This window comes from Nocardia aegles (assembly GCF_052545135.1).
Genome location: NZ_JBQWRI010000009.1, coordinates 202,756 through 215,600 on the forward strand (window position 1 = coordinate 202,756; position 12,845 = coordinate 215,600).

9 protein-coding genes are annotated in these 12,845 nt (G+C 66.9%); 2 read left to right on the forward strand and 7 right to left on the reverse strand.

The window, feature by feature from the left end:
* Positions 1-393: 393 nt before the first annotated feature.
* Entirely contained in the window at positions 394-2,127 is a 1,734-nt protein-coding gene (locus ACT89H_RS23565) for an FAD-dependent oxidoreductase (RefSeq protein ID WP_445110826.1), read from the forward strand.
* A 75-nt stretch (positions 2,128-2,202) separates the two neighbouring features.
* Here ACT89H_RS23565 and ACT89H_RS23570 read toward each other — a convergent pair whose 3' ends face one another.
* The 5 genes from ACT89H_RS23570 to ACT89H_RS23590 are packed head-to-tail and all read right to left on the reverse strand — an operon-like array spanning position 2,203 to position 10,463.
* A complete protein-coding gene (locus ACT89H_RS23570; RefSeq protein WP_445110827.1) occupies positions 2,203-4,305 on the reverse strand; it encodes a molybdopterin-containing oxidoreductase family protein in 2,103 nt (700 codons plus the stop codon).
* Between the two features lie 51 nt (positions 4,306-4,356).
* Complete coding sequence (locus ACT89H_RS23575; protein WP_445110828.1) at positions 4,357-6,183, reverse strand: AMP-dependent synthetase/ligase; 1,827 nt, start codon at positions 6,181-6,183, stop codon at positions 4,357-4,359.
* Positions 6,180-7,721 (reverse strand): succinic semialdehyde dehydrogenase, encoded by a 1,542-nt coding sequence (locus ACT89H_RS23580; protein WP_445110829.1) that lies wholly within the window; start codon positions 7,719-7,721, stop codon positions 6,180-6,182. Before ACT89H_RS23580 ends, ACT89H_RS23575 begins: the two co-directional genes overlap by 4 nt.
* A 10-nt stretch (positions 7,722-7,731) precedes the next feature.
* Positions 7,732-8,997, reverse strand: a complete 1,266-nt coding sequence (locus ACT89H_RS23585; RefSeq protein WP_445110830.1) for a cytochrome P450 — start codon at positions 8,995-8,997, stop codon at positions 7,732-7,734.
* 20 nt (positions 8,998-9,017) lie between these two features.
* Positions 9,018-10,463, reverse strand: a complete 1,446-nt coding sequence (locus tag ACT89H_RS23590; protein ID WP_445110831.1) for an aldehyde dehydrogenase — start codon at positions 10,461-10,463, stop codon at positions 9,018-9,020.
* A gap of 66 nt (positions 10,464-10,529) precedes the next feature.
* Between ACT89H_RS23590 and ACT89H_RS23595 the strand changes: the two genes are divergently transcribed.
* Positions 10,530-11,090: a TetR/AcrR family transcriptional regulator gene (locus ACT89H_RS23595; protein ID WP_445110832.1), complete on the forward strand. Its 561-nt coding sequence runs from the start codon at positions 10,530-10,532 to the stop codon at positions 11,088-11,090.
* A 95-nt stretch (positions 11,091-11,185) separates the two neighbouring features.
* On the opposite strand, the gene ACT89H_RS23600 is transcribed toward ACT89H_RS23595, so the two are convergent.
* The gene (locus ACT89H_RS23600; protein ID WP_445110833.1) at positions 11,186-11,644 is read right to left on the reverse strand and encodes a Zn-ribbon domain-containing OB-fold protein; all 459 of its coding nucleotides are present in this window, start codon (positions 11,642-11,644) and stop codon (positions 11,186-11,188) included.
* Between the two features lie 5 nt (positions 11,645-11,649).
* A complete protein-coding gene (locus ACT89H_RS23605) occupies positions 11,650-12,813 on the reverse strand; it encodes a thiolase C-terminal domain-containing protein (protein ID WP_445110834.1) in 1,164 nt (387 codons plus the stop codon).
* Between the last annotated feature and the right edge of the window lie 32 nt (positions 12,814-12,845).

Here is a 12,845-nt window from a genome sequence, read left to right on the forward strand (position 1 = left end):
CGAAGGCTCCGCGTCGTGCGGTGGCCCGGTCCCGCCGAGTCGACGAAATTCCGCAGACAGCGCGCATTTTGGGGCAGTGGAGATCGGCGCGCCCATCGTCTTCGTGACGCCGGATGGGCAATCGTGCACGTGTGTGCGTCACCCGCGATCCGGACAATAACGGACACTATGTTATGGTGCGGGTGTTCTGCCGGTAGCCAGGAGGCGGCAACGGCGCCGTCGTGGACGAGGCGGGATCAACACACCCGGCAGCTGTGTCGTCGCACTGCAATTGGCGCAGTGATCGGTACTGCGAGGTGCCCGGTTCCCGCTTCGCCGCTGTTTCTGTGGAGTTCGGCCGCCACGAGCATTCGGGTTCCTTGGGTTCCTGAAGTGCTGCAAAGGAGCGCAGTTGTGGCCCATGTGATCACCCAGCCCTGCTGTAACGACGCAACCTGCGTCGCGGTATGCCCTGCGAACTGCATCCATCCGGGCCCGGACGAACCCGATTACGCGCGGGCGGAGATGCTGTACATCGATCCCGAGCTGTGTGTCGACTGCGGAGCCTGCATCGAGGCGTGTCCGGTCGGCGCGATCGTGCCGGATGACGAGTTGACCTCGCGGACGCGCGAATTCGCCGGCCTGAATGCCCGGTACTTCGATGCCGGGCCCGGACAGGAAAGCCGGCGAGCGCCGTCGTCTCTGGTGCCGGGCCGAATGCGACTTGCCGAGGAGGTCGCGCCCGAGCCGGTGATCACCACCACCACGCTGTTGCGAGTCGCGATCGTGGGCTCGGGACCGTCCGGCTGCTACGCCGCTGCGGAGGTGCTGGCCCGCCATCCCGGCGCGAGGGTCACCATGTTCGAGCGGCTGCCCACGCCGTGGGGCCTGGTCCGGGCGGGGGTGGCGCCGGACCATCCGGAGACCAAAGAGGTGATTCAGCTTTTCGAGCGCACTGCGGCCCGTCCGGAGTTCACCTTCCACCTCGGTGTCGAAGTGGGACGCGACATCACACACGAAGAGTTGTCCAACCACCACCATGCGGTGATCTACGCGGTGGGGGCTTCGGCAGACCAGCGGCTGGGTATCCGTGGCGAGGATCTGCCCGGCAGTCATTCGGCCGCAGAGTTCGTCGCCTGGTACAACGGCTCTCCCGACGCCCGTGAGCGCACCTTCGATCTGTCCTGCGAACGAGCCGTGGTGATCGGCAACGGCAATGTCGCGCTGGACATCGCGCGGATTCTGGTCGCCGACCCCGCGGATCTCGCCCGGACCGACATCGCCGACCACGCGTTGGCGCAACTGGGCGCAGGCCGGATCCGCGAGGTCGTCGTGCTCGGTCGTCGAGGTCCTGCTCAGGCGGCGTACACGACCCCGGAGCTGATGGCGTTGGGCCACTTGCGAAACGCGGACGTGGTCGTCGACCCTGCCGAGGCCCGGCCGGACGAGGTCACCGACCTGCCGTCGGGCCCGGATGGCGAGATCGCGCGCTACAAGGTATCGGTGGTCCAGCGTTTCGCGGCACGGCGTCCGCGCCACAATCGCCGCATCGTTCTGCGCTACTTGCGTTCTCCGGTGGAAATTCTTGGGCAGGAGAAGGTGCGTGCCCTGCGTGTGGGGGTGAACGAGTTGATGGATGTATCCGGGACCGGCCGTCCCGAGGCGATACCCACAGGGCAGTTCGAGGAGCTCACCTGCGGGCTCGTACTACGTTCGACCGGGTATCGCGGACGGCCGGTCCCGGGCCTACCGTTCGACGATGCGGCCGGTCGGTTGCCGCACCGGGCCGGTCGCGTCCTCGACCCCGCTACCGGCGAACCTGTTGTCGGGGCCTATGTCGCGGGTTGGATCAAGCGCGGGCCATCCGGCGTGATCGGCACCAACAAGAGGTGCGCGCACGAAACCGTCGAGGCATTGCTTGCCGACCACGCCACCGGCCGGCTACGCGAACCGGCCCTCGGCGCCGAGAAACTGGACGATCTGGTCGCCGCTCGCCGTCCGAACGCGTTCGGTTACGCGGGATGGCTGCGGTTGGACCGATACGAACGGGCGCTGGGACAGGCCTCCCACCGGCCGCGCGTGAAACTGGTCGATGCTGAGCAGATGGCCGCCGTGGCCGGCGACGAGCTGGGTGGCCCTTCGCAGTAGCCGGCGTGCACGCGTGTCGGCGGCCGAGGTCACTGTGCCTCGGCTGCCGAAGTGTTCGGCAAGGTGGGCCGACGCTCAGCGGGCTCGTGACTTCGCCGTCACGGTGACGGGAACGCCGTCCAGGAACGACATTCCCGAGAGGCGGTCCTTCGCGGCGTGATCGTTCGGGATCAGCGTGTTGATGTTGATTCCGCCGTGCGCGACGGCGTTCGACCATCTGCCCGAATGCCCCCAACCGTGGGGGTAGCTGACTGTTCCCGGCCGTACCGTGTCGGTGACGGTGACGATCACCTCGGCCGCGCGGATGTCCGAGGACAGGACCACGGTGTCACCGTCGGCGATGCCTCGCTCCGCCGCATCGGCGGGGTGCAGATGGAGGGTCGGGCCACCGCCGATGCGGGCAGGCCGTGCGTTGTGCATCCAGGAATTCATGCTGCGGAGATGACGGCGGCTGATCAATCTCAGCATGCCGGGCGGCAGCGGCGGGCGATCGAGGAATTCGGCGAGCTGATCGAGTACCTCCGCCGCGCCCAGATCGACCTTGTCGCGCGCACCGTGGGTGTAGAGCGCGATCCGCTCGGCGAGCACGCCGGTGGGGACCTCACCGCCCAATTCGACACCGTGCCGGTGCCGTTTGATGCGGTCCAGTGTCCAGTTCTCGGCGGCGCCGCGTTCGCCGCTGCGGACCATCTGGTCGATCAGCTCCCACGGTCCGGGCCCCTCCGGAGCGCCGGTCCGGCGCATGAGTTCCGCGAAAATCTCGGTCTCCTCGCGGGTATCGCCGATGCGTGGAATGACCGGTTCGGTCCATTGCGTCCAGGGGCGGGTCATTCCCCCGCCGAAATTCAGCAGTACGTCGGCACGCTCGAGGAAGGTCGGCGCCGGTAGCACGTAGTCGGCACGCTCGTTGGATTCGGTGATGTAGAAGTCCACCGAGAACAGCAGGTCGAGCTGATCGAACGCCTGCAGGAGGCGACCTGCGTCGGGGGTCGACGACACCGGGTTGCCCGCCACCAGGAATACCCCACGGACTCGGTCGGGTCCGGGAGTGAGGATCTCTTCGGCCAGTACCCAGGGTTTGCGTCCGCCGACGATCGGCAGATTCGCGACCCGCGTCGTTTCGCCGGCGTACGAACTACGTCCGACCTTGGCGTTGATCGCTGGGAAGTCGATCAAGCCGTGACCGAACACCGCTCCGCCGCGGCGGTCCAGATTGCCGGTCACGACGTTGAGTGCGTCGAGCAAGTAGTTGGCGAGTGTGGGGTACTCGCCGCGGCACAGACCGAGCCGGCCGTAGGCGCACGCGGTGCGCGCGGTGGCGAAGTCGCGGGCGAGTGAACGTACTGCGTCCGGGTCCACCTCGGTGCGACCGGCCACCGCTTCCGGTGAAGCGGGCGCGACCGCCGCGGCGAGTGCGGCGAGTCCGACAGCGTGTTCGGAAACCGAAGCGGCGATGAGGTTCTCGGCGAATATCACGTGCAGCATCGCCGCGATCACCAGCGGATCACTGCTCGGCGAGAGCGAGACGTGCTCGTAGATCTGCGCGGTCTTGGTCCTGGCCGGGTCGACGACGACGACCCGGCCACCGCGTTCGACGATCTCGGCGAGCTGCTCACGGATTCGGCCGCTGGACATCAGCGACCCGTGACTGACCAGCGGGTTGGCTCCGAAGCAGAGGAAGAAGTCGGTGTGGTCGAGGTCGGGCAGGGGAGTCTCGTGGCTGTTGCCGTACAGGAAGTGGGATGCTGCCCAGCGTGACGAGGTGTCCTGCGGGGCAGCGCTGTAGGAGCCCTTCGATCCCAGGTGCTCGAGAAACATCTTCGACCACATGTGCCCGGCCATACTGAACCCGGCCGGATTGCCGGAGTAGTACGCGATCGAGTTCGGTCCGTGGCGAGCGACCAGCGCTTGGACCCGTCCGGCGATGTCGTCGAGCGCTTCATCCCATGTCACGGGCACGAAGTTGCCGTGGCGATCGCCGCGCATGGGCTCGGTGAGGCGCTCGGGGTCGTGGGTCACCTTCGCCATCAGCGATCCCTTGGGGCACATCAGACCTCGGGATGAGGGGTGCTCGGGATCGCCACGGATCCCGAGCACACGGCCGCCTTCGACGTCGACGAGAATGCCGCAGCCGGCTTCACAGATGCGGCAGTAGCTGGGCACTGTCGTACGGGTCATCTGTATCTCCTCGGCAGATAGGCGATTACCGTCGGGCCGATCGTGCGCCCATCAGGTGTAGAGATCGTCGATCAGGTCGGCGTACCGATCGCGGATCGGTTTGCGGCGCAGCTTCATCGTCGGGGTGAGCACATCGGTGCCGGGCTCCCAGAAGTCCGGGACGATGCGGAACTTCTTGATCTGCTCGACGCGGGAGAGCTTCGTATTCGCCTGCTCGACCGCCTGCGCGATCGCGTCGATGATCACGGGATGAGCGGCCAGTGCGCTCGCGGTCCGGGGCAAGTCGTGTTTTTCCGCGTAGGCGATGCTGGATTCCGGGTCGAGGGAGATCAGGGCGACGTTGTACTTGCGGTTGTCACCGATGGCGACTGCCTGGCCGATCAGCGGCGAGAACGCCTTGATCCAGTTCTCGATGTTCGCGGGCGACATGTTCTTGCCACCGGCGTTGATGATCAGTTCCTTCTTGCGATCGACGATGCGCAGATAGCCCTTGTCATCGAGGTCCCCGATATCGCCGGTGTGGACCCACCCGTCCGCGGTCACCGTTTGCGCGGTCTGTTCGGGCTTGTTGAGGTACCCCTTCATCACCATCGGACCGCGGACGAGGATCTCGCCGTCGTCGGCGATTCGGATCTCGACGCCATGCAGCGGAGCGCCCACCGTGCCGGGACGTACCTGGCCCTTGGCGCTCATCGTGACTACACCGGACAACTCCGACATGCCCCACGCATCGGAAACCGGGATGCCGAGTCCGTTGAAGAACCGCAGTATCTCTTCCGACAGCGGCGCGGCGGCGGAGATCGCGAGTTTCGGGTCACCGAGGCCGATCGCGTGACGGAGTTTGGTGAGGACGACAGCGTCGGCCACCGTGTGCTGCACACCGAGCAGTGCCGGTACCGGCTTGCCGTCGAGATCGAGATCGGATTTGCGGCGACCGACGTCCACCGCCCAGTGGGCCAGACGCGCTTTGAGTCCGGTCGCCTCGCCCAACCTGGCCTCGATCGCGGCTTTGAGCTTCTGCCAGACCTGCGGAACGGCACCGAAAATGGTCGGTTTCACGTCGACGAGCGCTCGGGCGATGTCCTTGCGGTCGGCGACGGTGGTGACCTGGTTCCCGACCACCATCAGGTGGTACAGCGCCGACAATCGGTCGGCGATGTGAGCCGAGGGCAGGAACGAGATGATGCGGTCGCCGGGCTCGGACCGCCAGAGCTTCTCCGCGCCCAGCACCATGGCGAGCATGTTGGCATGGGTGACCTGGACGCCCTTGGGGTCGCCGGTGGTGCCGGAGGTGTAGATCAGGGTGAGCACGTCATCGGGATCCACTGCCCGCCAAGCGCTGTCGAAATCGAAGGCGGGATCGCCCGCCGCGACAACGCCGTCGAGATCGAGGCAGCCCTCGGGAGCGTCATCGACGCACACGATGTGCTGTACGGCGGTACCTGCCGCGGCGATGACAACTGTGGACAGGTATTGCTTTTCGCAGACGACGATCTTCGACTCGGAGTCGCGCAGCAGGTAGGCGATCTGATCGGGCGCGGAGGTGTTGTAGACGGAGAACGCTGTGGCGCCGAGGTGCTGGACGGCCACATCGAGTGGATAGAACTCCGGCCGGTTGGTCAGCACCAACGCCACGGTGTCGCCGGGTCCGATACCGAGCGCGGCGAACCCCGCGGCCAGCTCGCGGACCTGCCGTCCCCACTGGGCGAAGGTCAAGGTGCGGACTCCGCCGACGGTCCGTATCGCGACGGCGTCCGGGTTCCGAGCGACCGTGGCCTGGAAGGCTTCGCACATGGTGCGCGCCCGAACGGAATACGGGCCGGGGGAGGCGCTTACGTCCGGGCGTGCGCCCGCGGCGGTGCGGGAGAGGGATGTCATTTGAGGTGCAGCACTTTCATCAACTTGTACGTGGCGGTGAGCAGGGCGGCGTTGCGTTCGACGGATACACCCCGCGGGGGATCGAAGCCCACGAGATGCTGACTTCCGACCGTCTGCAGTTCGGTGTACTCGAGGATGCCGTGCTCGCTGTGGCGGCGACCTTGCCCGGAAGCTTTCATGCCGCCCATAGGCGCGTCGTTGGACGCGTACGCCGCACCGTAGCCCTCGTTGATATTCACCGTGCCGCATCGGATTCGCTCGGCGATGCGGCGTCCGCGGCCGACGTCGCGGGTCCAGACGCTGGCATTGAGCCCGTATTCGGAGTCGTTGGCCATCGCCACAGCGTCGTCGGGGTCTCGGAAACGGTAGAGCGAGACGACGGGACCGAATGTCTCCGTCCGGTGGACGGTCATGTCCGCGGTGACGCCGGTGAGGACCGTGGGTTCGTAGAACAGCGGACCGAGATCCGGCCGGGGCTGCCCGCCGACGAGGACACGGGCACCTTTGTTCCGGGCGTCCTCGACGTGCTCGTGGACCCGGTCGAACTGACGTCGGAGCGTCAGGGTCCCGATGTCGTAGTCGAAGCCCGGGCCGCTGCCGAGCCGCAACTTCGCGGTATTGGCGACGAAGGCGGAGACGAACTCGTCGTAGATCGCATCGGCGACGTAGAGGCGTTCGGTGGACAGGCACAGCTGGCCGCTGGTGGAGAAGCAGGCCCGCACCGCCCCGGTCACGGCTTTGCCGATGTCGGCGTCGGCGAGGACGATCATCGGGTTCTTGCCACCGAGTTCGAGCGTGCAGCCGATCAGGCGCGCGGCGGCGGCTTCGGCGATCCGGCGACCGGCACTCGTCGATCCGGTGAAGCAGACGTGGTCGGCGTAGTCGATCAGCGTGTCACCGACGACCTCCGGCTCGCCGACCACGATCTGCCACAACTCCTCCGGCAGTCCGGCTTCGACCAGCAGTTGCCTGGCCAGCAGAGCAGTGCAGACGGTCTGCGTGTCGGGCTTGTGCACGATCGCGTTGCCCGCCAGCAGCGCCGGGATCGCATCGCCCGCGCCGAGGGACAACGGGTAGTTCCAGGGCGAGATGATCGCGACGACGCCCTTGGGCCGGCGCAGTTCGCGGACCCGGGTGGCGAGCGGGATCGCGCCCGCCCGGCGCCGCGGCGCGAGGAACCGGTGCGCGCGGCGTCCGTAGTACAGAGCTACCCCGGCGATGTCGAGAGTCTCCTCGAACGCGCTGTTGCGGGATTTGCCCGTCTCGGCCTGGATGACGCCGATGAGTTCCTGATTGTTGATGACATTGTCGTGCAACGCGAGAAACGGTTCGGCGCGTCGCCCGACCGGTACGTCGGCCCAGGCGAGTTGCGCCTTGCGGGCGCGATGGAATGCCTCGGCCACGTCGGCTTCGGTTGCCTGGCGCACGGTCGCCAGCGGGGCGCCGGTGACCGGATCGGTGGTGGTCGTCTCCGGCCCGTTTCCCGCCAGCCGACCGGTGAGCCGTCCGATGGTGGTGGCCGCCGGTGAACTTTTCACGGTTCTAGCCTCACTTCTCGGGTGTGAAGGTGATCGGCATCGACTTGATGCCGTGGATGAAGTTGCCTGCCAGCATCTCCGGCTCGCCGGCCCGGAAATCGGGGATCCGCGTCAGCAGCTCCCGGAACAGCGCTTCGAGCTGGCTCTTGGCTACTTGGTTGCCAAGGCAGAAGTGGACGCCACCGCCACCGAAGCCCACGTGCGGGTTCGGGTCGCGGGACAGGTCGAACCGATCCGGATCGGTGAACATCTCGGTGTCCCAGTTGCCCGACGGATAGAACATGACGACCTTCTCACCCGCCCGGATCTGCTGCCCGCCGAGTACGTAGTCCCGTACGCAGGTGCGTTTGAAGGTCATCACCGGCGAAGCCCACCGCACCATCTCCTCGATGGCGGTCCTGATCCGTCCCTCGAAGTCCGCCATCAGCCACCGGCGTTGGTCCGGGAAATCGGTCAACGCCTTGATGGTGTGGGTAGTGGTCTGACGGGTCGTGTCGGTACCGGCGACGCAGAGCAGGGTGAAGAACGAGGAGATCTCGACATCGTTGAGGTGCTGTCCGTCGACCTCGGCGTGCACCAGAGCCGACATCAGGTCCCCGCGGGGCTCGTCGCGGCGTTCACGGGCGATTCGGCGGCCCAGTTTCGTCAGGTACCAACCGACCTCGGCGAGCGCTTCGCCGCGGTCGCGGCCGCCGCGGACGGCCGGGTCGTTCCATCCGGTGATGACCTCGGCGGCCTGGGCCACCTTGGGCTGCTCGGATCGCTCGATGCCGATCATGTCGCAGACGGTGCGCATGGGCAGTACCGCGGAGATCTGGGACACGACCTCCGCCGAACCGGCGCTCGCGACATCGTCGATGATCTCGGTCGCGTTGGCCCGGATCTGACCTTCGATGCGCTGCACCTGTTTGGGTGTGAACGCCGCGCTGATCAGTTTGCGGATCTTGGTGTGATCCGGCGGGTCCATCGCGAGGATCGACTGCGATCCGCGCAGGACGTCGGGCGGCAGGTTCTCGAAGGTGACGCCGAGACCGGAGACGAAGACGTCGCTGGTCCTGCTGACCTCGACGATGTCGGCGTGCCGAACCACGGCCCAGTAGCCGGGGATGTCCTCGGGCATCCACGGGTCCTCGACTTGCGGCTGCCAGCTGACCGGCTCCTGCGCCCGCAGGATGGCGAAGGACTTCTCCCGTTCCGCCGCGGTCCGGCCCCAGAACGATTTGGAGGACAGTTCCACCGGGTGGAACGGGCGGACGGAGGTGTCGACGGTGCTCATGGTGGGTCTCCGAACTGCGTTCAGGCTGGTAGGTAGACGGATTTGAGTTGCTGATAGGTCGCGAGCCCTTCCGGGCCCAATTCGCGGCCGATTCCGCTGTTCTTGACGCCGCCGAACGGCGCGCCGTGGTCGAGGGCGAAGCCGTTGACGCCGACACTGCCGGTGTGGATGCGCCGTGCGACCCGCAGGCCGCGCTCGGCGTCCCCGGTCCAGACGGTGCCGCCGAGCCCGTAGCGTGAGTCGTTGGCCATTCGGATGGCCTCGTCGATATCGCGGTAACGGATGATCGAGAGGACAGGTCCGAAGATCTCCTCCCTGGCGATGGTCGAGGAGTTGTTCACGTCGGCGAAGATCGTGGGCTCGACGTACCAGCCTCGCGGCTGGTCCGGTGGCCGCTTGCCGCCGGTGGTGATGCGCGCGCCCTCCGCCAGGCCCTTGGCGATATAGCCTTCGACGGTTTCGCGTTGGCGCTGCGTGGCGAGCGGGCCGATGCGGGTTGCCGGGTCGAGGGGATCGCCCACCGGAAGGCCCGCGGCCAGTGCGGTGAAGGCGTCGACGATCTCGTCGTAGCGACTCTCGGGTGCGAGGATCCGGGTGCTGAGGTAGCAGGTCTGGCCTTGGTTCAGCAGCGTGGCGTCGAACAATCCGGCCGGGTCGGCCGACGGGTCGAAGTCGTCGAGCACGATGCCCGCTGATTTTCCGCCGAGTTCGAGGGTGACCGGCCGCAGCAGCCGTGCGCACTGCTCGGCGATCGCCGAGCCCGCGGACGTGGATCCCGTGAACGCGACCTTGTCGACGCCGGGATGAGCGACCAGGTGCGCGCCGATGGCGCCGCCGCCGGTGACGATGTTCAGTACGCCGGGTGGTAGCCCTGCTGCGGACGCGGCTTCGGCCAGCAGGAATGCATCCAGTACGGTTTCCGGTGCCGGTTTGAGTACGACGGTGCATCCCGCCGCGAGCGCAGGCGCGATCTTGAAGAACGTCAGACTCTGCGGGAAGTTCCACGGCACGATCGCCGCGACGACGCCGATCGGTTCCGTGCGTACGACGGTGGTTCCACCGACCAGTGCGGGTCGCGGCACTTCCGTTGGAGTTTTCTCGACGAGGTCCGCGTAGTAGCGCAGCAGAATCGCCGGCGCTACCGCCTCGGTCCGCCGCGCGATCGCGATCGGCATGCCGTTCTGCAGGCTCACGCTGCGGGCGATCTCGTGCCGGCGCGCGGCCATTTCCTCGGCGAATCGGCGGAGCAGTCGGGCTCGTTCTCCAGCAGCCGAATGCGCCCACCCGACCGGGTCGTCGAATGCCCGGCGGGCCGCGTGGACCGCACGGTCGACATCAGCGCTCGTGGCATGGGGGACTACCCCGACCACCTCCTCGGAGGCAGCCGAGACCGCCTCGATCACCTGGTCGGATCGGGGTTGCACCCAGTCACCGCCGACGAACAGCCGGGTGTACTCGCGCGTCATGACCACACCATAGAGCATGTTACGGTCGACCGGAAGTGGCACAGTAGGATGAGTTACGGTGAATGGATGACGCGAGTGGTGAACAAGGAGCAGTACTTCCTGTTCGGGCTGGAGACCCTGGCCCGATCGGGGTTCAAGGGGCTCAACATCGGAGTTCTGGTCAAGGGCCTCGGCGTCACCAGTGGCTCCTTCTACCACCACTTCGGCGGCTACGCGGGGTTCGTCGAAGGACTGCTCGGCTTCTGGGAACGGCGGCAGGTGGTGCTGTTGCAGGAAATGGAGTTCGGCAGTTCCACGCCGGAGTCGGACGTCGAGAAGCTACGGAGGCTGACTCTCGGCTTGCACCATGAAGCGGAGGCCGCGATCCGGGCCTGGGGCGCCAACGACGAGGCGGTGCGCCAAGTGCAGCGCCGGGTGGACGACGCTCGCCGCAAAACCGTGTACCGGACGGTCCGCGGCGTCGTCGGCGACGATGCCGTCGCACGCTCGCTGACGTCACTGGGGATGGCGATGCTGATCGGCTACCAGCAGTTGTCGGCCGCCGGGCACCGCGAGGATCTGGGCGAGCTGCTCGACGAGTACATCCGGCTGGTCGATTCGCATCACTCCGTCGAGCAGCCGGTCTGACCGGCGCCGACGTACTTGTGCTCCGGTCGGCCGATTCAACCGGTGATGGTCATCCGAAGTCGACCGGCATCAATCGGGTGAACAAATCCCCGGGATCACCGTCCACGGTGATCAGTTCGCGGCGCATGCGTGGGTCGTCGCTCCTGATGGTCGGCGGCGAAGATCGGATAGGACTCGCCCTCGTCGGGATGGACGAATCGGACCTGCAGCGGCATGCCCGCACGGAGTTCATCGAGGGAGGCGGAAATGCGTGCAGTCAACCAGGGGCCTTCGGTGAGTTCCACCACGCCGATCGGGAAGGGGACCTGCTCGGCGAACGCGGGGTGCGGTGGATGGTGCACGATCGACCAGGTGACGAGTTCGGCTGTCCCGCACGCCGGCGCCCAGTCCAATTCGGTGCGGCCACAGCGTGTGCAGGTGCGTGCTTCCGGGCCGAGCCAGTGGCCGCACGTGGTACAGCGTTTGATCAGGAGTACATCCTCGGCAGCGGCGTCGAAGAACGCCGCGCTGCGCTCGTCGCGTACCACGGGCGGGCCGGATGGGGTTGTGGTCATGCCGATCACGCTCCCCGCAGAACGAGTGTCGAGTGGTGATCGAGAATGCCGCCGTTGCCACTGACAAGAACGATCTCGCGTCGGTCGACCTGCCGTTCGCCCGCCTGTCCGCGGGCTTGGATGACGGCTTCCGAGAGCGGTGTCATACCCCAGAGATAGAACGAGGAGAGCTGTCCGCCGCCGGTGTTCAGTGGCAAGCTGCCATCGGGACCGAGTCTGCCGTCGGAGACGAAGGCGCCACCTTCCCCCTTGGCGCAGAAGCCGTAGTCCTCGAGGGTGATCAGGACCGTGAAGGTGTAGCAGTCGTAGAGCTGAACCACATCCACGTCGGCGACCGTGACCCCGGCCATCTTCAGTGCCGTCGGGCCCGAGATCGCCGCACCGGTGCGCAGACCGAACACCGAGCCGCGCTCGTCGATCTGACCCGGATGGCCTTGTCCCCAGCCCAGGATCTCGATCGGTGGCTGCGCGAGGTCGCGTGCGCGGTCGGCCCTGGTGACCACGACTGCGGCGCCACCGTTGGACACCAGGCAGCAGTCGAGAAGGCGTAGCGGCTCCGCGATCCAGCGGGAGTTCTGGTGATCGGCGAGCGACATCGGTTCGCGAAGCTGGGCCAGCGGATTCATCGCCGCCCAGGCGCGCTGCGCCACCGCGATGTGGCCGAGTTGCTCGCTGGTGGTGCCGTAGGTCTCCATGTGCCTGCGGGTCGCCAGTGCGTACTTGGCATTGGCGTTGGTGATTCCGCCGGCGACCGAATAGCTGGGGAAACCGGTAAGGGGCTTGCGGCCGCGTCCGGTGTACGCGGCGCCGGCGGAGACCTTCGGCCGCAGCGGGGCGTCGGCGAATACACATGCCACGGCTTGCGCGGCGCCACTGGCCACGGTGGCCGCGGCATAGGAGACCATCGCCCCGGCGGTCGCGCCGAAGCTGTTCATCTCACTCAGCAGCCGGAGGTTGCGCAGGCCGAGGACAGTGGCGAGGGAGATGCCGACATCGCGTTTCATTCCCGCCGAGACGAGCAGGCCGTCCAGATCGGCGGTCGTCAATCCCGCGTCGGCCGTCGCCCTCCGCACGGCGTCGGCCGCGAAATCCGTTGCGCTGCGCCCGTATACCTTGCCGACCTCGGTGATGCCGATGCCCGCGATGGCGGCGCGACCAGGTGTCGTCACCAATGTTCTCCCTTCCTCTGGAAAGCTACCAT

Bases quoted from the DNA above. Each gene is read 5' to 3' on its own strand.
- ACT89H_RS23570 (WP_445110827.1), bottom strand. From the start codon at position 4,305: ATGACCCGTACGACAGTGCCCAGCTACTGCCGCATCTGTGAAGCCGGC.
- ACT89H_RS23575 (WP_445110828.1), bottom strand. From the start codon at position 6,183: ATGACATCCCTCTCCCGCACCGCCGCGGGCGCACGCCCGGACGTAAGC.
- ACT89H_RS23585 (WP_445110830.1), bottom strand. From the start codon at position 8,997: ATGAGCACCGTCGACACCTCCGTCCGCCCGTTCCACCCGGTGGAACTG.
- ACT89H_RS23590 (WP_445110831.1), bottom strand. From the start codon at position 10,463: ATGACGCGCGAGTACACCCGGCTGTTCGTCGGCGGTGACTGGGTGCAA.
- ACT89H_RS23595 (WP_445110832.1), top strand. From the start codon at position 10,530: ATGACGCGAGTGGTGAACAAGGAGCAGTACTTCCTGTTCGGGCTGGAG.
- ACT89H_RS23600 (WP_445110833.1), bottom strand. From the start codon at position 11,644: ATGACCACAACCCCATCCGGCCCGCCCGTGGTACGCGACGAGCGCAGC.